The organism is Paraburkholderia sp. BR14320, from assembly GCF_040948665.1.
In the GTDB taxonomy this organism is placed as follows: domain Bacteria; phylum Pseudomonadota; class Gammaproteobacteria; order Burkholderiales; family Burkholderiaceae; genus Paraburkholderia; species Paraburkholderia youngii.
Genome location: NZ_JBFPKG010000048.1, coordinates 16,324 through 34,376, shown reverse-complemented (window position 1 = coordinate 34,376; position 18,053 = coordinate 16,324). Strand labels below are relative to the sequence as shown.

Annotated in this window: 18 protein-coding genes and 1 tRNA gene; 14 read left to right on the top strand and 5 right to left on the bottom strand. The window is 63.5% G+C overall.

Features of this window, described 5'->3' with window-relative positions; translation table 11 throughout:
* Positions 1-454: 454 nt before the first annotated feature.
* The gene (locus AB3X89_RS31210) at positions 455-907 is read left to right on the top strand and encodes a hypothetical protein (protein WP_368586708.1); all 453 of its coding nucleotides are present in this window, start codon (positions 455-457) and stop codon (positions 905-907) included.
* A 165-nt stretch (positions 908-1,072) separates the two neighbouring features.
* Here AB3X89_RS31210 and AB3X89_RS31205 read toward each other — a convergent pair.
* From AB3X89_RS31205 to acs, 4 genes are all read right to left on the bottom strand, one after another.
* Positions 1,073-1,163 (bottom strand) — tRNA-Ser (locus AB3X89_RS31205).
* Between the two features lie 70 nt (positions 1,164-1,233).
* Complete coding sequence (locus AB3X89_RS31200) at positions 1,234-3,252, bottom strand: sodium:solute symporter family protein (protein WP_368586707.1); 2,019 nt, start codon at positions 3,250-3,252, stop codon at positions 1,234-1,236.
* 4 nt (positions 3,253-3,256) lie between these two features.
* Entirely contained in the window at positions 3,257-3,685 is a 429-nt protein-coding gene (locus tag AB3X89_RS31195) for a DUF4212 domain-containing protein (RefSeq protein WP_368586706.1), read from the bottom strand.
* A 156-nt stretch (positions 3,686-3,841) separates the two neighbouring features.
* Positions 3,842-5,824, bottom strand: coding sequence for an acetate--CoA ligase (gene acs, locus AB3X89_RS31190; RefSeq protein ID WP_368586705.1), 1,983 nt, complete (start codon positions 5,822-5,824; stop codon positions 3,842-3,844).
* A 462-nt stretch (positions 5,825-6,286) separates the two neighbouring features.
* Here acs and AB3X89_RS31185 point away from each other — a divergent pair, with 462 nt between their 5' ends.
* The 9 genes from AB3X89_RS31185 to AB3X89_RS31145 all read left to right on the top strand — a co-directional run bounded on the left by AB3X89_RS31185 (position 6,287) and on the right by AB3X89_RS31145 (position 13,938).
* Positions 6,287-7,189: a DMT family transporter gene (locus AB3X89_RS31185; RefSeq protein WP_368586704.1), complete on the top strand. Its 903-nt coding sequence runs from the start codon at positions 6,287-6,289 to the stop codon at positions 7,187-7,189.
* Positions 7,190-7,396: 207 nt separating this feature from the next.
* Positions 7,397-7,966 carry a TIGR00645 family protein gene (locus tag AB3X89_RS31180; RefSeq protein WP_217709947.1) on the top strand — a complete coding sequence of 190 codons (570 nt, stop codon included), beginning with the start codon at positions 7,397-7,399 and terminating at the stop codon, positions 7,964-7,966.
* Positions 7,967-8,014: 48 nt separating this feature from the next.
* Positions 8,015-9,538: a fumarate hydratase gene (locus tag AB3X89_RS31175; RefSeq protein ID WP_368586703.1), complete on the top strand. Its 1,524-nt coding sequence runs from the start codon at positions 8,015-8,017 to the stop codon at positions 9,536-9,538.
* Between the two features lie 200 nt (positions 9,539-9,738).
* Positions 9,739-10,218, top strand: a complete 480-nt coding sequence (bfr, locus tag AB3X89_RS31170) for a bacterioferritin (RefSeq protein WP_013089002.1) — start codon at positions 9,739-9,741, stop codon at positions 10,216-10,218.
* Between the two features lie 164 nt (positions 10,219-10,382).
* Positions 10,383-11,270, top strand: coding sequence for a glutamate racemase (gene murI / locus AB3X89_RS31165; protein ID WP_368586702.1), 888 nt, complete (start codon positions 10,383-10,385; stop codon positions 11,268-11,270).
* Between the two features lie 146 nt (positions 11,271-11,416).
* A complete protein-coding gene (locus AB3X89_RS31160; RefSeq protein ID WP_026228088.1) occupies positions 11,417-11,674 on the top strand; it encodes a bacterioferritin-associated ferredoxin in 258 nt (85 codons plus the stop codon).
* Positions 11,675-12,004: 330 nt separating this feature from the next.
* The gene (locus AB3X89_RS31155) at positions 12,005-12,742 is read left to right on the top strand and encodes an energy transducer TonB (RefSeq protein WP_368586701.1); all 738 of its coding nucleotides are present in this window, start codon (positions 12,005-12,007) and stop codon (positions 12,740-12,742) included.
* 28 nt (positions 12,743-12,770) lie between these two features.
* Positions 12,771-13,502, top strand: a complete 732-nt coding sequence (locus AB3X89_RS31150) for a MotA/TolQ/ExbB proton channel family protein (RefSeq protein WP_013088998.1) — start codon at positions 12,771-12,773, stop codon at positions 13,500-13,502.
* A 16-nt stretch (positions 13,503-13,518) separates the two neighbouring features.
* Complete coding sequence (locus AB3X89_RS31145; RefSeq protein WP_368586700.1) at positions 13,519-13,938, top strand: ExbD/TolR family protein; 420 nt, start codon at positions 13,519-13,521, stop codon at positions 13,936-13,938.
* A 426-nt stretch (positions 13,939-14,364) separates the two neighbouring features.
* Here the strand turns inward: AB3X89_RS31145 and AB3X89_RS31140 are convergent, their stop codons facing one another.
* On the bottom strand, positions 14,365-15,372 hold the full coding sequence (locus AB3X89_RS31140; RefSeq protein ID WP_176123511.1) for a LysR family transcriptional regulator: 1,008 nt from the start codon (positions 15,370-15,372) through the stop codon (positions 14,365-14,367).
* A 122-nt stretch (positions 15,373-15,494) separates the two neighbouring features.
* On the opposite strand from AB3X89_RS31140, the gene AB3X89_RS31135 reads away from it, so the two are divergent.
* The 4 genes from AB3X89_RS31135 (at position 15,495) to hemP (ending at position 17,939) form a co-directional block, all read left to right on the top strand.
* Positions 15,495-16,373, top strand: a complete 879-nt coding sequence (locus AB3X89_RS31135) for a pirin family protein (RefSeq protein WP_368586699.1) — start codon at positions 15,495-15,497, stop codon at positions 16,371-16,373.
* 147 nt (positions 16,374-16,520) lie between these two features.
* A complete protein-coding gene (locus AB3X89_RS31130; protein ID WP_018432407.1) occupies positions 16,521-16,919 on the top strand; it encodes an OsmC family protein in 399 nt (132 codons plus the stop codon).
* A gap of 86 nt (positions 16,920-17,005) precedes the next feature.
* Positions 17,006-17,491 carry an SRPBCC family protein gene (locus tag AB3X89_RS31125; protein ID WP_368586698.1) on the top strand — a complete coding sequence of 162 codons (486 nt, stop codon included), beginning with the start codon at positions 17,006-17,008 and terminating at the stop codon, positions 17,489-17,491.
* Positions 17,492-17,678: 187 nt separating this feature from the next.
* On the top strand, positions 17,679-17,939 hold the full coding sequence (gene hemP / locus AB3X89_RS31120) for a hemin uptake protein HemP (RefSeq protein WP_368586697.1): 261 nt from the start codon (positions 17,679-17,681) through the stop codon (positions 17,937-17,939).
* Positions 17,940-18,053 lie beyond the last annotated feature (114 nt).

The window sequence follows — 18,053 nt, the reverse complement described above, 5'->3', positions numbered from 1 at the left end:
GGTAGCTCAATCATTCTAGGTCGCGCCTTCCCCCCGAACAATCGGCGCATCGGCGACCGCCGGGCGGCGTACGTTTTCGACGCTCGAGTCCGCGGCTTATTCACTGATCATGTAAATCGCCGACACGAGCACTAGCCGGGAATGCGCGGAAATGCCGACGCATCCATCGCCCGCGATCACGGCTTTCCTCATATGGAAGCGGCTGTCGGGCACGGCCAAGGCCGAGCACTCATTGGGCGCGCAAGCGATCTCTGCGTGACCTACCTGCAATTGAAACGGCTCCGCTTGGGGGGAGACGGTCCCCCCCGGAGTGTGGGTTTTGCTCGAAGACGGTTCGGTCGATAGTGAAGCTCATCGAGAGACGGCCGCTCCTCGACCGAACGTACCGTTTGACACACCCTCAACAGCACGAATGGACGACCCCTACAGCGCGGCCAGCAAGGAGGTACTTAACATGAAAAACCCACTTATCAAACGCGCGGTGTTCGCATTCGCAGCACTCATGACCCTCGAAGCTGCGTGCAGCATGGTTTTGGCTGCTACGGCCGTAGAGGGTGTCGTCATCGCGGGTGCGGATGCATCGGTGACGGCGAGCATGGACTCCCATGGCGCCCAGCCAGCGGACGTCAACGGAGGCCGGCTTACACTGACGCTGCAAACACCGTCAGGGGGAACGTCGCGGCTCACTTACGTCAATGAAGACGGTTGGCGGCTTGAAGAGCGCGCCGTGCCATTGAAACAGGACGAAGCGCGAATCACTCCCGCGTCGACTGAGCGACAGCAGGAGGCAGCAAGATCGGATCGGCCCATGACCGTTTTCATCGACGGTCCGTCGGGCTTCACTTATGTTTGGGTAGCGGATCAGGGATGGAAGTTTGTCGGGCGATTGTCCGACCGGAATCGATGATCGATACGCAGGCATCAACACGCAAGCGCGATGGGCGTTTTGCTTGATCGTTACGCGCTGGAGGTCGTGCTGCAGGAAGAAATCACTGGCTGGCTAAGCTGTGACCAACCCTAAGGCTTTTGGAGTGTCTGGCTTGGACTGGTGGGCTGCCAGAAAAAGGCAGTTTGGCGGAGAGAGGGGGATTCGAACCCCCGATAGGCTATTAACCTATACACGCTTTCCAGGCGTGCGACTTAAACCGCTCATCCATCTCTCCGGCGGGGAGCCGAATTATAGCAAACTTCGCGCCGTGCGCCACACCCCCGCCAACGCCGCGAGAAAACCGCCTACGGATGCCGGATATAGTCGACCAGCGCGATCGTATAAGCGTCCGCTTTGCGATCGATCAAACTCACCCCGATCGCCACGAGAAACCCCGCCGGCACGCCGAACACGCCCGAGCTGATCGGCTCGATGCCGAACCAGCGCGCGCCCGTGAAGCCCGTCATCTGCGTGAAGAACGGATACGTCGACACGATGTAGTAGATGCACACGACGAGCCCCGCGACCATCCCCGCCACCGCGCCGAGGCGCGTGGTGCGTTTCCAGAACACGCCGAGCACCAGCGCCGGAAACAGACTCGACGCCGCCAGCGAAAACGCCGCGCCGACCAGAAACAGAATATTCCCCGTATTCAGCGACGCCACATATGACGCGAACAGCGCGACACCAAGCAGCAGAATCTTCGAGATCGTCACGCGCCGCTGGCTCGACGCATTCGGATCGACCATGTGGTAATAGACGTCGTGCGACAACGCATTCGCGATCGTCAGCAGCAGACCATCCGCGGTCGATAGCGCCGCCGCCAGCGCCCCCGCCGCGATCAAGCCCGACATCACATACGGCAGCCCCGCGATCTCGGGCGCCGCGAGCACGACCATATCGGGCTGCATCTGGATCTCGCTCCAGCGCACGATGCCGTCGCCGTTCGTGTCGGCAAGGCTGATCAGGCTCGGTTCGACCTTGCGCCATTGCATCAGCCACTGCGGCAGATCGGCAAAATGATGGCCGACCAGATTCGACAGGATCTCGTACTTGATCAGCACCGCGAGCACCGGCACGGTCAGATAGAACAGCGCGACGAAAAAGAGCGTCCACCCCACCGAGCGGCGCGCCGACGCGACCGACGTCGTCGTGTTATAGCGCGTCAGGATATGCGGCAGGCTCGCCGTGCCAAGCGACAGACACAGCAGCAGCGACAAAAAATTACGCGCATGGGTGCTCCGGTCTTCATCGGCGACAGCAGGAAACGGTTCGTGCATCGGCACCGGGGCGGTCGCCCGCATCAGCATGTCGTCGCGCTTCTGGCTCCAGACGATCTGCGCAGCGGCGGCATCGCGCGGAAACTGTTCGAGCGCACGCTCACGTTCCTTGATCTCGCGCAACGGACCGTTATGGCGGCGCAGATCGCCGACCTCCTGCGTGAGCCGCTGCTTCTCGTCGATGAACGATTGCGGCAGCGTATCGAGCCGCATCTGCATCAGCGCGGCACGGCGTCGATAGTCGTCGCGCACGCGCTCCTCGAGCGGCGCGTCGCGCACCTGTTTCTCGAGCCCTTCCATGCGCTCCATCAGGCGCCCATAGCTGAATTGCGGCACCCAGCCGAGGCCGTCCTTGTGGGCGATCATCGACACCGGGATCAGCATCGCGAGGATCAGGATGATGTACTGCGCGACCTGGGTCCACGTCACAGCGCGCATGCCGCCCAGAAACGAGCACACCAGAATGCCCGCGAGCCCGCAGAAAATGCCGACCGCGAAATCGACGCCGATAAAGCGCGTCGCGATCAGCCCGACACCCTGGATCTGGGCGACCAGATAAACGAACGAGCACAGGATCGCGGCGAGCGCCGCGAGGCCGCGCACCGCGTTGCTCGAATAGCGCGTGCCGAGAAAGTCGGGAATCGTGTAGCGCGCCAGCTTGCGCACATACGGCGCGAGCAGGAACGCAACGAGACAATAGCCGCCGGTCCAGCCCATCAGGTACGCGAGGCCATCGTAGCCGGTCGCGTAGATCGAGCCCGCGAGACCGATGAACGACGCGGCCGACAGCCAGTCGGCCGCGGTCGCCATGCCATTGAACGCCGACGGCACGCGCCGCCCGGCCACGTAGTATTCGACCAGATCGGACGTGCGCGACAGCACGCCGATCACCGCATACACCGCGATCGGCACGAACAGGAACACATAGCCGATCCACACGCCGGGACCGGTGCTGCGCTCGATGCGCCACATCACATAGACGAACAGCAGAAAGCCGAGCGTATAGAGCGCGTACGAGCGGATCAGCCGATGCGTGAGCTTCATCGGTTCAGCGTCCGCGCGCGGCCGGCGCATCCGTGCCGACGTTGACTTCATCGTTCGCGCCGCGGGTGGAATCCGCAGCGGGAGCGCTTGCGGCATCGCGCTGCGAATCCGCTTCGAACGCGCGCTGCAACTGACGATCGGCGCGCTGCATCAGCACGATATAGACGACGATCAACGCGAGGTAGATCAGGATCGCGCCCTGCGCGCCAAAGTAGAACGGCAGGCTGAAGCCGCCAACGCGCACCTGCGCGAGCGCGGGCGCCAGCAACGGCACGACGAAGGAGACGAAGAAACCGAGCGTCATCAGCACCGCGATCAGCGCGAGGTTGAAGCGCCAGTACTTGCGATGCGCGAGCGCCATCGCCGCCGAGACCGGAGGCGGTTCGGGCGGGGGGTTCAACGTGGCATGGGAGGATAGGTGCGGCGCGGCCATGCGCCTATGTATCAAAAAGGCAACGGCGAGGCAATTGGGATTGTCCGCCCAATGACATGATGCAGGCCGTCCGCTCGAACGACGGGTCTGCTCGATACACCGGCAGGTGTGTCGATCGACACACCGCCGCCGTCCAGCGGACCCGCTTACAACGCTTTAAATCGACTCGCCGAGCTGGTCGAGAATCGCCGGGTTTTCCAGCGTCGACACGTCTTGCGTAATCTCCTCGCCCTTCGCGAGCGAGCGCAACAGACGACGCATGATCTTGCCCGACCGCGTCTTCGGCAGGTTCTCGCCGAAGCGGATGTCCTTCGGTTTCGCGATCGGACCGATCTCCTTGCCGACCCAGTTGCGTAGTTCGTTCGCGAGCTTGACGGCCTCTTCGCCATGCGGACGCGCACGCTTGAGCACGACGAACGCGCATACCGCCTCACCGGTCGTCGCATCGGGGCGGCCCACCACGGCAGCTTCCGCGACGAGCGGATTGGCGACCAGCGCCGACTCGATCTCCATCGTGCCGAGGCGATGGCCCGACACATTCAGCACGTCGTCGATGCGGCCCATGATCGTGAAGTAGCCGGTTTCCTTGTCGCGCACCGCGCCGTCGCCGGCGAGGTAGAGCTTGCCGCCGAGTTCCTCGGGGAAGTAGCTCTTCTTGTAGCGGTCCGGATCGCCCCACACGTTGCGCAGCATCGCCGGCCACGGACGCTTGACCACCAGAATGCCGCCCTGCCCGTTCGGCACGTCCTGGCCCGTTTCGTCGACGACCGCGGCCATGATGCCCGGCAGGGGCAGCGTGCACGAACCCGGCACGAGCGGCGTCGCGCCGGGCATCGGCGCGATCATGTGGCCGCCGGTTTCGGTCTGCCACCACGTATCGACGACCGGACAACGGCCGCCGCCGACGTTCTCGTAGTACCACACCCACGCTTCCGGATTGATCGGCTCGCCGACCGTGCCGATGATGCGCAACGTCGACAGGTCGTAGCTCTTCGGATGCACTTTCGCGTCGGCCTCGGAGGCCTTGATCAGCGAGCGGATCGCCGTCGGCGCCGTATAGAACAGCGTGACCTTGTGCTTCGCGATCATCTGCCAGAAGCGTCCGGCGTTCGGATAGGTCGGTACGCCTTCGAACATGACCTGCGTGCCGCCGAGCGTCAGCGGTCCGTACGTGATGTAGCTATGGCCGGTGATCCAGCCGATGTCGGCGGTACACCAGAACACGTCGGAGGGGCGCCAGTCGAAGGTCCACTTCAGCGTTTGCGCGGCCCACAGCAGATAGCCGCCAGTGCTGTGCTGCACGCCCTTCGGCTTGCCGGTCGAGCCCGACGTATAGAGGATGAAGAGCGGATGCTCGGCGTCGACCCATTCGGGCGCGCACTGGTCCGACTCGCCCTGCGTGAGTTCGTGCATCCACAGGTCGCGCGCCGCGTCCCACGCGACCTTGCCGCCGGTGCGCTGGTACACGATCACGCTCTTGACCTTCTCGCAGCCACCGAGCGCGAGCGCTTCGTCGGCGATGCTCTTCAGCGGCAAGGCCTTGCCGCCGCGCATCTGTTCGTCGGACGTGATCAGCGCGACCGCGCCGACGTCGACGAGCCGCTCGTTGAGCGACTTCGACGAGAAGCCGCCGAACACGACCGAGTGCGTCGCACCGATACGCGCGCATGCCTGCATCGCGACGACGGCCTCGATCGACATCGGCATATAGATGACGACCGGATCGCCCTTCTTCACGCCGCGTTTTTTCAGCGCATTCGCGAAGCGCGATACGCGTTGCAGCAGATCCTGATAGGTGACGTTGGTGACGGTGCCGTCGTCGGCTTCGAACACGATCGCGACGCGCCCGCCGTTGCCGGCCTCGACGTGACGGTCGATGCTGTTATACGACGCGTTCAGCTGGCCGTCCTCGAACCACGTGTAGAACGGCGCCTTCGATTCGTCGAGCACCTTCGTAAATGGCTTGTGCCAACTGAGCGTCTCCTTCGCAAGACGCCCCCAAAAGCCTTCGTAGTCGCGCTCCGCTTCGGCGGCGAGCGCCCGGTACGCGTCCATGCCGGAGATCGTGGCACCCTTCGCCGTGTCAGCGGAGGGCGGGAAAACGCGGCGTTCCTGAAGAACCGATTCAATCGCAGACATCGACAACCCCTTGGTGAAGATGAAAAACCGAAAAACCTGTACCGGCGCGCATCGCGCGCGCGCCTTATCCTGTTCGAGCCGCCACGAGCGGCGCTGTCTCCCACCTCGCAATGCCGTCAAACGCGCGTGCGTGCGGCATCGCAACATCCGTGCTTGCGGGCGCCCTGCTCGATCCATCACCCGCGTCAGGCTCAACCATAAGCGCCGCAACTTACCGGCCACTTACGTGCATCGTGTTGATCTGCAAGCGAAAACCCTTAGATCGGGCGAGCCACCGACGTGCTTGCACGTTGATCAGACGAGATGCGCGCGGAAAAGATCGCCCGTTCTACGTTCATCCGCAGCACATCGCATGCCGCTGATGCGAACCAAATGCACCCTCCGGTCGCCCGCTTTCGCACCCTTACGCCCGGTCGCACGGCCTCTTACAATGCTAACTGAACTAGCCGCCCGGATTCCAGCTTGAATCGCTACGCCCTGCTTCTCATTACCTCGATGCTGCTGGTCGGCAGCAATGTCGGAATCGGTAAATCGATCGTCGCCTTCGTTCCCGTCCCGCTGTTCGCGCTGCTGCGTTTCGTGATCGCGATGGCCGTGCTATGGCCGCTGCTGCGCGTGACCAAACTGCGCCGCGTCAAACGCGACGAATGGATCAACCTGTTTTTGCAAGCACTATTCGGCACCTTCGGCTTCACGCTGCTGATGCTCAACGGCGTCGCGCGCACCAGCGCGGTCGCGGCCGGCGTGATCACGAGCACGATTCCGGCGGTCGTCGCACTGCTGTCGTGGCTGATCCTGAAGGAGCGGCCGGATGGCCGCGCGATCGCATCGATCGTGCTGGCGATCGTCGGCGTCGTCGTCATCAATGTCGCGCACGGCGAGGCGGGCGCGTATGCGACGGCCCGCACCGGCTCGCTCGCGGGCAACTTCATGGTGCTCGGCGCCGTGTGCTGCGAATCGCTGTACGTCATCCTGTCGCGCCGCCTCACGCAGACGCTCGCGCCGATCGACATCTGCGCGTACACGCATCTGTTCGGCCTGTTGCTGATGCTGCCTCTCGGCGCCGGCGCGCTCGCGCATTTCGACTATCGCGCGGTGCCGTCGAGCGTCTGGATGCTGGTGCTGTGGTACGGGCTGTCGGCCAGCATCTTCTCGTTCTGGCTGTGGATGAAAGGCATCCGCCACGTGCCAGGCAGTCTCGCCGGCGTGTTCAGCGCGGTGCTGCCGGTCGCCGCGGCGCTCTACGGCATCGTGTTCCTCGGCGAGCGGCCCACGCTCGCGCACGGCATCGCGCTTGCCTGCGTGGTCGCGGGTATCGCTCTCGCGAGCCTGAAGGCGCGCAGCGTGCCGCCGGTCGCATCGTAATTCCAGTATGGCCGGCGCGCTGCCCGCCGCGGAGCAGCAGATTCGACCGACGCTGTACAATACGGCGCCCGACGCGAGTCTCGCGATCCTTCGATGGCCGCGCCCCGCGCCGCCGTCGGCGCCTGGCCCGTGTTACATCACCCCCGCTTCATCTGACCGTTGCCTATGTCCGCTTCGCGACCCGCCTCTGCCCGTCCGCGCCGCCCTATGCGCGCGCTGCCCCACCTCGTTTTCATGAGCCGTTGGCTGCAGGTGCCGCTGTATCTCGGGCTGATCGTCGCGCAGGCAGTCTACGTCGTGCTGTTCCTGAAGGAAGTCTGGCATCTGGTGTCGGACGCGATGAAGCTCGACGAAACCAGCATCATGCTCGTCGTGCTGGGCCTGATCGACGTGGTGATGATCTCGAACCTGCTGATCATGGTGATCATCGGCGGGTATGAAACGTTCGTGTCGCGCCTGGGCCTCGACGGCCATCCGGACGAACCGGAATGGCTCGATCACGTGAACGCCGGCGTGCTGAAAGTAAAGCTGTCGATGGCGCTGATCAGCATCTCGTCGATCCATCTGCTGAAGACCTTCATCAGCCCCGACCAGAACACGACGCACACGATCATGTGGCAGGTGATCATCCACGTCACGTTCCTCGTTTCCGCGCTCGTGATGGCGCTCGTCGACCGCCTCACCACGCACACGCATCCCAAGCATTTCGAAGAGCCCGCGGCATTGCACGCCGTGGGCGGCATCAAGGTTTCCACTCCCCTGAAGGCGCAAGACTGACCGCACGCGCTGCGATCCGATAACAAGCGCCTCCCCACTGAGCTAGCCATGACCGTCATCAAACAGGAAGATCTGATCCAGAGCATCGCTGATTCGCTGCAGTACATCAGCTACTACCATCCGCTCGACTACATCGAAGCGCTCGGCCGCGCATACGAGCTCGAACAGAGCCCGGCAGCGAAAGACGCGATCGCGCAGATCCTGACCAACAGCCGCATGTGCGCCGAAGGCAAGCGCCCGATCTGCCAGGACACCGGCATCGTCACGGTGTTCGTGAAGGTCGGCATGGACGTGCGTTGGGACGGCGCGACGATGAGCGTCTCCGACATGATCAACGAAGGCGTGCGCCGCGGTTATCTGAACCCGGACAACGTGCTGCGCGCATCGATCGTGAGCCCGCCTGAAGGCGCGCGCAAGAACACGAAGGACAACACGCCGGCCGTGATCCACTACGAGATCGTGCCGGGCGACAAGGTCAACGTGCAGGTCGCGGCCAAGGGTGGCGGCTCGGAGAACAAGTCGAAGTTCGCGATGCTGAACCCGTCGGACTCGATCGTCGACTGGATTCTGAAGACCGTGCCGACGATGGGCGCCGGCTGGTGCCCGCCGGGCATGCTGGGCATCGGCATCGGCGGCACCGCTGAGAAAGCGATGGTGATGGCGAAGGAATCGCTGATGGACCCGATCGACATCCAGGACGTGATCGCACGCGGCCCGAAGGACTGGATCGAAGAGCTGCGCGTCGAACTGCACGAGAAGGTCAACGCACTCGGTATCGGCGCGCAGGGTCTCGGTGGCCTGTCCACTGTGCTCGACGTCAAGATCATGGCTGCGCCGACGCACGCCGCGTCCAAGCCGATCGCGATCATCCCGAACTGCGCGGCGACCCGCCACGCGCACTTTACGCTCGACGGTTCGGGCGTCGCCAGGCTCGAAGCGCCGTCGCTCGACGCATGGCCGAAGGTGCACTGGGAACCGAACACGGAAACCAGCAAGCGCGTCGATCTGAACACGCTGACGCCGGAAGAAGTGGCCGGCTGGAAGCCGGGCCAGACGCTGCTGCTGTCGGGCAAGATGTTGACGGGCCGCGACGCCGCGCACAAGCGCATTGCCGACATGCTCGCGAAGGGCGAGAAGCTGCCGGTCGATTTCACCAACCGCGTGATCTACTACGTCGGCCCGGTCGATCCGGTGCGCGACGAAGCGGTCGGCCCGGCAGGCCCCACCACCGCGACGCGGATGGACAAGTTCACCGAGACGATGCTCGCGCAAACGGGCCTGATTTCGATGATCGGCAAGGCCGAGCGCGGCCCGGTCGCGATCGAGGCGATCAAGAAGCACAAGGCCGCGTATCTGATGGCTGTCGGCGGCGCCGCGTATCTCGTGTCGAAGGCGATCCGCAGCGCGAAGGTGCTCGCGTTCGAAGACCTCGGCATGGAAGCGATCTACGAGTTCGACGTGCAAGACATGCCGGTCACGGTCGCCGTCGATTCGAACGGCACCTCCGTGCACCAGACCGGCCCGAAGGAATGGCAGGCCAAGATCGGCAAGATTCCGGTCGCCACGGCTTAATGAGTCGCGATTAACGCCACTCAGATCAGTCGAAAAGCCGGGGCTGCGGTCCCGGCTTTTTTTTGCCCGCATCATGCATGCGCAAGGCGCCGCACGTACGAGGCCGCGAACGGCGCCAAAAGTTGTGACGGATTCTTGGCTTTTTTGGGCATGGCGTTTATTGTTGTTGGAAATTCAAGGTCCCCGAAAAAGGAAATAACATGCAAGGCGACAAGAAGGTCATCGAATATCTGAACGCGCAGCTGAAGAACGAGCTGACCGCGATCAACCAGTACTTCCTGCATGCGCGGATGTACGGCCACTGGGGCCTCGACAAGCTCGGCAAGCACGAGTACGACGAGTCGATCGGCGAAATGAAGCATGCCGACATGCTGATCGAACGGATCTTCATGCTCGACGGTCTGCCGAATCTACAGGACCTGCACAAGCTGCTGATCGGTGAGGAAACCAAAGAGATCCTCGAATGCGATCTGAAGCTCGAACAGGTTTCGCAAAGCACCTGCAAGGAGGCGATTGCCTACTGCGAATCGGTGCGCGATTTCATCTCGCGTGAAATCTTCACGAAGATTCTCGACGACACCGAAGAGCACATCGACTGGCTCGAGACCCAGCTCGATCTGATCGACAAGGTCGGTATCCAGAACTACCAGCAAAGCGCGATGGGCTCGGTCGAGTCGTGAGCGAGGCACGTTGAAGCATCCCGCGCGGTAGCGGCCCGACACCTGCCCAGCAGGCATTCGCGCCGGACCGTACCGCGTGGGCGATATACTTGCGCGCCTGCTCGCGCTTCGCCGCTGGCTCCCCCTGTTTCTTCGGCCGCCACGTCACGATCGTTTTCTTCACTATGCCCGTCCCCGCGCCGTCCCCGACTGTCCGCAGTGTTGCCGCTGGCGCCGCGTCGCAGGCGCCGATCGGTATTTTCGATTCGGGGCTCGGCGGACTGTCGGTGCTGCGTGCGGTGCGCGCGCAACTGCCTGACGAGGCGCTGCTGTATGTCGCCGATTCGCTGTACGCGCCCTATGGCGAGCGCGACGACGACTTCATCACCGACCGCACGCTAGCGATCGGCGAATGGCTCGCCGCACGAGGCGCGAAGGCGCTCGTGGTCGCGTGCAATACGGCGACCGCGCAGTCGATCGCGCTGGTGCGCGAAAAGCTGCCGATTCCTCTCATCGGCGTCGAACCGGGCGTCAAGCCCGCGGCACTGCAATCGAAAAGCCGCGTCGCCGGCGTGCTGGCGACCCAGGCGACGTTGCGCAGCGCCCGCTTCCAGGGGCTGCTCGAACGCTACGCCGCCGATTGCCGCTTTCTGTGCCAACCCGGGCACGGGCTCGTCCAGGCGGTCGAGCGCTGCGACGTCGGCTCGGCCGAGCTACGCGCACTGCTGCGCAGCTACCTGCAACCGATGCTCGACGCCGGCGCCGATACGCTGGTGCTCGGCTGCACCCATTACCCGTTTCTCGACGCGGCGATCCGCGACATCGTCGGCGAGCGGCTCGCGCTGATCGACACGAGCGTGGCGATCGCGCGCCAGCTCGAACGCGTGCTCGAGCAGCACGGCCTGCGCGCCGCCCCGCCGGCCGCAAGCACGCCGCCACCAAGCTTCTACTCCACCGACGACGGCATCCATCAGCAGCAACTGGCCGCCACACTGCTTCGGATCGAGGCCGCGGTCGAGCAGGTATCGATACCGTCCCGCCGCACGGCCGCATCGGATTCCCGCGCCGCGTAGAGCTAGATCAGGGCGCCCGCTGCCGTTCCTCCGACGGAATCCATTCTAAGAGGCTGGTTTTGTTACAAAAAATCGCACGGGACGCTTGCCAAACGAACCAAACAAAATGATAATAATTCGCATTAACGTTAGCTATGACGCCTGCCATGATCGTCTGTGTCTGCAAATCCGTTTCCGACCGCACAATCCGCTCCTCCATTGCGGACGGCATCGACTCGTTCGACGAGTTGCAGTTTGAACTTGGCGTCGCCTCGTGCTGCGGCAAGTGCGAGGAATCCGTGCGCGACGTGATGCTGCAAAGCGGCGTGTGCGCGAGTCGTTGCGGCGTGGTCGAGCGTCATCAGCAGGTGCAGAGCGTCGCCGAGGTTGTGCAGGTCACGTTCTACGAGCGCAAGGCAGCCTAAGTTAGCTAGCGGGGCGCGGTGCAAGCCGTGTCGGTGTGTCCTAAAGCCCCCTATACTTCATGCACGTTTAATGTAACGCCTAATGCGACATTGAGAGTGCCGCATATCTGCAACACAACCGCAGTACAGTCCGCCGTACCGCGTTATCCCACTGCCGTCAGCAAGCCAGGATTCGTACCAGCCAGCTACCCCGCTCTCCCTTTCGAAAGGAGTCCGAGATGGAATTGCTGATTGGTTTCGTGACTACTTTGTTCATTTCGCTGCTGATTTTCCGAACATGACGATGTCCTGTCCGCCGCGCCGCCCGAACGGTACGCTGCCACACTGACCATGCAGGCTCCGCACCCCGTTACCGCAGGCGCCCCGCTGGCGTCGTCCACCCGACCGAATTCCCGCGCACTGGCGGCCACCGCCTTGGTCGCCGTGGTTCACGTCGCGCTGCTCGCCGTGATGATGACGCTGCGTCACGAGCCTGTGCAGGTCGCGCTCGAATCGCGCGTGATGACCGCCGAACTGCTGCCGCCCGCACCAGTCGCCGCGCCGGTCGCGCTGCAATCGATCGCACCGCCGCCGCCTCAGCCGACGCCGCCCGTCCATACGAAGCCCAAAGTCCAGCCGAAGCCAGCGCCCACGCCGAAGCCGACGCCGACCCCGTTGCCCGAGGCCGCTGCGCCGTCGCCGACGCCCGTCGCGGCGCCCGATCCGACACCGCCCGCGCCTGCCGCACCAGCGACGCCGCCCGCCGCGGCAGCGCCCGCGATCGGCAAACAGACGATGGACATCAGCGCGCCAAAGAACGTGTCGCATCTCGATTGCAACATCGCCCATCCGGACTACCCCGCGCTGTCGCGGCGCCGCGGCGAGGCCGGCACGGCGTACGTCCATTTCGTGGTCGGCCTGACCGGCAAGCTCGAAGGCATCGAGTTGAAGAAGAGCAGCGGCTTTAGCCGTCTCGACGACGCGGCCGTCGCCGCCGTGCGCGCGAGCGCCTGCAAACCGTATCTCGAGAATGGCGAGCCCGTCAGGGCCGCGTACACCCAGCCTTTCAACTTCAATCTCACCGACTGAAGCAACCTTTCAAAAACAAGGAATTGCGATGCAAAACTACGGATTGGCGCACGTGTGGGCGCAAGGGGATTTCGTGACGCGCGGTATCGCGCTCGCACTGTTGATCATGTCGGTGATGTCGTGGAGCGTGATCGTCGTCAAAGGCTGGAATGTGGTGCGTCTGAAGCGCCTGACGAAGAACGCCGAGCAGGCATTCTGGCATTCGGACGATCTCGCCGACGGCGTGAAGAAGCTCGGCGGCGGTGCCTCGACGCCGCATGACAACCCGTTCCTCGCACTCGCGCTGTCGGGCCAGGAAGCGGCCGACCATCATCACCAGACGCAGCCGCATCTGCATGACCGCATGGACGTGTCGGACTGGATCACGCGCTGCCTGAAAGACACGATGGACGAAAGCGTCGCGCGCATGCAGAGCGGTCTCGCGATTCTCGCGTCGATCGGCAGCACCGCGCCGTTCGTCGGCCTGTTCGGCACCGTGTGGGGCATCTATCACGCGCTGCTCGCGATCGGCGCGAGCGGCCAGTCATCGATCGACCAGGTCGCCGGCCCGGTCGGCGAAGCCCTGATCATGACCGCGTTCGGTCTGTTCGTCGCGATTCCGGCGGTGCTCGGCTACAACGCGCTGACGCGCGCCAATAAGGCGATCGTCGCGAAGCTGAGCCGTTTCGCGCACGGCCTGCATGCGTTCTTCGTAACGGGTGCCCGTCTGTCGTCGACCAAGCGCGGCGACGGCCTGCGTCTCGCGACCCGCGCCAACTGATCGACGAGGCATTCCGATGGCAATGAGCCCTTTCGCCGGAGACGATGACGACGGCCTGATGAACGAAATCAACATGACGCCGCTCGTCGACGTGATGCTGGTCCTGCTGATCGTCTTCATGGTGACGATTCCGGTGATCCGCCACGCGGTCAAGATCGATCTGCCGCATGCGAGCAGTCAGAAGGAAGACACGAAGCCCGCGCAGGTGACGGTGTCGATCGACGCGGACGGCAACGTGCTGTGGGACAACACTAAGGTCGACGACGCGGCGCTCGCCGCGAAGATCGCCGCGGCCTCGCAGGCGAGCCCGCAGCCGGAGCTGCATCTCGATGCGGACCGCAAGGTGCCGTACGAGAAGGTCGCTCAGGTGATGTCCGCCGCGCAGGCTGGAGGACTGACGAAGATCGGTTTCGTCACGCAGCCCAAAGCGAAGTAACGGGTAGCGTGACACGCGAAGCGGAACGCTCGTCCACGCGAAAACCATGTTGAAACACGGCCAGAAAGTAAAAGGCCTTCATCGTTGGATGAAGGCCTTTTTTGTGCGCGCTCGGCGCCTTCGGGCGGCGGGATCATTTGCCATCGGCCGAAGACTGATAGCTTTTATCACCGCATGCGAGGGCCGTGGTCGACACGGACAACGCGGTCAGCCCTATCAGGCCCGCTATGATAGCGGCCATGAGTTTTCGCATAGGAGACTCCTTAGCGAAAGGGATTTCACTATATTCCTGTGCGCGCGCGCATTCAAGCAAACGGCCATTGAAAGTAACCATAACAGGCCACGCTTAAATGCTAAAAGCGATTTGCGAAGCGCGATAGCGCCCGCAGCGTACCGTGCGACTCTTGAGTTTCCTCGAGCTTCTTATCAAGCCACCGTCGACGCAACCGGAGCCGCCGCCGCAACCGATGCCTGCGCCACCGTTTTGTTGCCGTGCGCCGGACACTCGCCCATGATGTGCTTACCTTCATCCGGATCGAGCATCTCGACCAGATAATCGACGAACGCGCGCACCGCCGGCACCATGCCCTGACGCGATACGAACACCGCGTAAAGTTGCGGCGTCGGAAAACTCCAGCCCGGCATCACCGGTGACAACAGCCCTGCCCTCAGCGCGGCGCCATACATCATCTCGGGCAATGCGGCGATGCCGACACCGGCGAGCACCGCCTCTCGAATCGTCATCAGATCGGCGGTCACGAGGCGCGGCTCGTGTTCGTGAGCATGGCGCGTACCGTCGGGCGAGATCAGGTTGTACACGTGGCGGCCGTCGCTCGTCGGTACGTCCAGTGTTTCGAAGCGGTTCAGGTCGGCCGGCGTCAGCGGCGGCGCATTCTGCTGCAGCAGGCTAGGCGCGCCGACCAGCATCTGCTCGGTGCGCCACAGCGGCCGCACGACGATGTTCGCGTTCTCCGGCGGATCGGAACGCACGCGCAACGCGACGTCGATCGAATCCTCGAACAGATCGACCACGCGATTGGTCACGCGCATCACGACGCGCACCTCCGGATAGCGGTGCATGAATTCCGGCAGGATCGTCGACAGAATCGTCTGCGAGATCGTGACCGGCACGCTGACGCGCACCGTGCCGCGCGGCGACGAGCGCAGCTGCTGCACGACATTGACCGCCGCCTGCGCTTCGCTGAGCATCGCCTGACAGTGCTGGTAGAACAGCTGCCCCGCTTCGGTCAGCGCGAGCTTGCGAGTGGAACGCTGCAACAGCCGAACGCCGAGCGACGCTTCCAGCTCCGTGAGCCGGCGCGACAGGCGCGACTTCGAGATGCCCAACACCCGCTCGGCGGCCGAAAATCCGCCATGTTCGACGACCTGCGAAAAGTACATCAGGTCGTTCAGGTTGTGTGAATCGATCTTCATCTCATCGTTCCATGAACAGAACAATCCATTGCTGAGGGGTGGCTGGCACCGCGAAAAACGGTCCCTATAATAGCTCCATGTTTCAGAAATAATGCTATTCCCCATTTTTCGAGGTGATATTGATGACTACGTCACGCACGATCGAACGCACGTTTCCGTCGGTTCGCACGGTGGAAGGCGGCGGATTCGTCGTTCATCGGCCGTTTCCGACGCGTCTCCTGATGGACTTCGATCCGTTCCTGCTGCTCGACGAAATGGGGCCGGTCGACTATGCGCCGGGCGAGGCCATCGGCGCGCCCGATCATCCGCATCGCGGCTTCGAGACGGTCAGCTATGTGCTCGAGGGCCAGTTCGGCCACAAGGACTCGGCGGGCCATTCGGGCACGCTGCACGCCGGCGACGTCCAGTGGATGACAGCGGGCGCGGGCGTCGTGCATAGCGAAATGCCCGACCCCGAATTCACGCGCACCGGCGGCCGCGTGCACGGCTTGCAGTTGTGGGTGAACCTGCCGCGTCGCGACAAGATGATCGCGCCGCGCTACCAGGAGATCCCGTCGGCACGTATCCCTGTCGCGACGTCGGAAGACGGCCAGGTGCGCGTCAAGGTCATCGCGGGCGAAGCGCTCGGCGTCAAGGCCGCGATCGAAACGCGTACGCCGATCCTGTATCAGCATTTCTCGCTGCAGCCGGGCGCGACGATCCGTCAGCCGGTGCCGGCCGACTACCGCGTGTTCGCGTATGGGTTGTCCGGCAAGGGCGTGTATGGCGAAGGCGAGGCGCGCGCCGACATCGACGCGCGCACGATGGTCGTGTTCGCCAACGACGGCGACGCGGTGACCATCACGGCCGGCGACGAACCGCTCGAAGTGCTGCTGCTCGGCGGCGTGCCGCTGAAGGAGCCGGTCGTGCGCTATGGCCCGTTCGTGATGAATACCGAGGACGAGATCCGTCAGGCGGTGGTCGACTATCAGGCCGGGCGGATGGGCGCGATCACGCATTGACAGGCTAACGCGCGCCGCCAGATCGTCCCTCTCGGGGCGCGAACACCGGTAAATTCGGTCACAATATCGGCTCATGTCGCGCGGGCCGCGTTGATTGCAACAGTCCGCGGCGCGCGACCCAATATGATTCCTATCACAGGAGCGCGCATGGCAGAGCCCACCGTCACCGCCCACATCGGTTCGACGAATTTTCAGGTCGTGTTCGACGACGGCAAGCACACATGGATTGCCGACGAGCCCGAATCGCTAGGCGGCGGCGACCGCGGCCCGACGCCGGTCTCGCTGCTGCTGTCGAGCCTCGGCGCGTGCACGTCGATCACGCTGAAGATGTATGCGCAGCGCAAAGGCTGGCCGCTCGCGGGCGTACGGGTCAAACTGTCGATGGAAACCGGCGACGCTGGTTCGACGATCGACCGTCAGATCATGCTCGATGGTGAACTGTCCGACGAGCAGCGGGAACGGCTTTTGCAAATTGCCAATGCATGCCCGGTGCACAAGATCCTCACGCACACGATCTCGATCCGCTCCGCGCTCGCCGTCGCTTAACAGGCGCACCAGACGATGCATAGGACGGTCGGACGTCGCCCGTTCGGGCCACGGGCATTGCAATATTTTCATAGGACGCAGTCGACTTGAATTTCGAACACCTCATTCAGATCAACGATCCGTTGAATCCCCTCGTCGAATCGATGACCCGCGAGCAGTTGTGGGAAGGTCTCGTGTTGCGCGCCGAGCAGCCGCAACTGTTCGTGATGGGTCTCGACAGCTGCACGATCCTGTCGCGCGACGGCAATGTGCTAGAGCGTGAGTTGCACTACGGCCAGGCCACCGTGCGCGATCGCGTCACCCTGCGGGAAAGCGACAGCGTGCGCTACGACATCCTGCCGACCGCCGAGCACGTCGGCGGCTCACTGACGATGACGATCGAGCAACCCGACGAACTACAGCTGTTCCTGCGCTTCGAGTACGCGACCACGCTGCCCGTCTCGACCACCGATCAGGACGCCGTGCGGACACAGGAGATCGTCAAGTCCGCGTATCGCGAGAACGATATCGATACGGTGCGGCTGATCCGCCAGTTCGTCGCGACCAAACAGGAACCGGGACCGTTGCACTGAGAAACCGCGCGGGCGTCCTGCCCGCGCCGTCGCGGGGCCATGTCCACGATGGCCCCCCACGGTCGTCGTTTAGGCGCACATTTCATTCAGCTATCAAAAGTTCAATCCGATCAATTTCACGAGCTTGTAAATAGGAATAGTTATCATTTAAAATCCTCCCATCGAATCAACGAACAAGCTGAAACGAATGACCGATATGACTCGCTCCACCACGCTCAGCCTGCGCCGCTCAGCGGCCGCGCTGACCAGTCGCCCGAAGCCGTCGACGACGACCGCGCCCGCGGCGAAGCCCACCGCGGAACGCACCACCGGCCAGGGCGAGACGGCGGAACGGGTCGTGCGCAGCGACGCGCTGCTGCAAGGCCATAGTCACATCAGCATCGTGCACAACGGCGAGACGTACCGGTTACGTGCGACGCGCCTCGGCAAGCTGATCCTGACGAAGTAGCAACGCAACGCGAACGAAGTAAGTACTGGGTATTGTGGGGACCACCTCCGCGAGAGGTGTTAGGCAATAGCCAGCCACGACGGCTTGCACGCGAGAACTAGACCCCTTCGTGCA

Bases quoted from the DNA above. Each gene is read 5' to 3' on its own strand.
- AB3X89_RS31155 (WP_368586701.1), top strand. From the start codon at position 12,005: ATGCAGGCTCCGCACCCCGTTACCGCAGGCGCCCCGCTGGCGTCGTCC.
- AB3X89_RS31130 (WP_018432407.1), top strand. From the start codon at position 16,521: ATGGCAGAGCCCACCGTCACCGCCCACATCGGTTCGACGAATTTTCAG.
- AB3X89_RS31160 (WP_026228088.1), top strand. From the start codon at position 11,417: ATGATCGTCTGTGTCTGCAAATCCGTTTCCGACCGCACAATCCGCTCC.
- acs (WP_368586705.1), bottom strand. From the start codon at position 5,824: ATGTCTGCGATTGAATCGGTTCTTCAGGAACGCCGCGTTTTCCCGCCC.
- AB3X89_RS31200 (WP_368586707.1), bottom strand. From the start codon at position 3,252: ATGAAGCTCACGCATCGGCTGATCCGCTCGTACGCGCTCTATACGCTC.
- AB3X89_RS31195 (WP_368586706.1), bottom strand. From the start codon at position 3,685: ATGGCCGCGCCGCACCTATCCTCCCATGCCACGTTGAACCCCCCGCCC.
- AB3X89_RS31175 (WP_368586703.1), top strand. From the start codon at position 8,015: ATGACCGTCATCAAACAGGAAGATCTGATCCAGAGCATCGCTGATTCG.
- AB3X89_RS31180 (WP_217709947.1), top strand. From the start codon at position 7,397: ATGCGCGCGCTGCCCCACCTCGTTTTCATGAGCCGTTGGCTGCAGGTG.
- AB3X89_RS31150 (WP_013088998.1), top strand. From the start codon at position 12,771: ATGCAAAACTACGGATTGGCGCACGTGTGGGCGCAAGGGGATTTCGTG.
- AB3X89_RS31135 (WP_368586699.1), top strand. From the start codon at position 15,495: ATGACTACGTCACGCACGATCGAACGCACGTTTCCGTCGGTTCGCACG.
- murI (WP_368586702.1), top strand. From the start codon at position 10,383: ATGCCCGTCCCCGCGCCGTCCCCGACTGTCCGCAGTGTTGCCGCTGGC.
- AB3X89_RS31145 (WP_368586700.1), top strand. From the start codon at position 13,519: ATGGCAATGAGCCCTTTCGCCGGAGACGATGACGACGGCCTGATGAAC.
- bfr (WP_013089002.1), top strand. From the start codon at position 9,739: ATGCAAGGCGACAAGAAGGTCATCGAATATCTGAACGCGCAGCTGAAG.
- hemP (WP_368586697.1), top strand. From the start codon at position 17,679: ATGACCGATATGACTCGCTCCACCACGCTCAGCCTGCGCCGCTCAGCG.
- AB3X89_RS31140 (WP_176123511.1), bottom strand. From the start codon at position 15,372: ATGAAGATCGATTCACACAACCTGAACGACCTGATGTACTTTTCGCAG.
- AB3X89_RS31210 (WP_368586708.1), top strand. From the start codon at position 455: ATGAAAAACCCACTTATCAAACGCGCGGTGTTCGCATTCGCAGCACTC.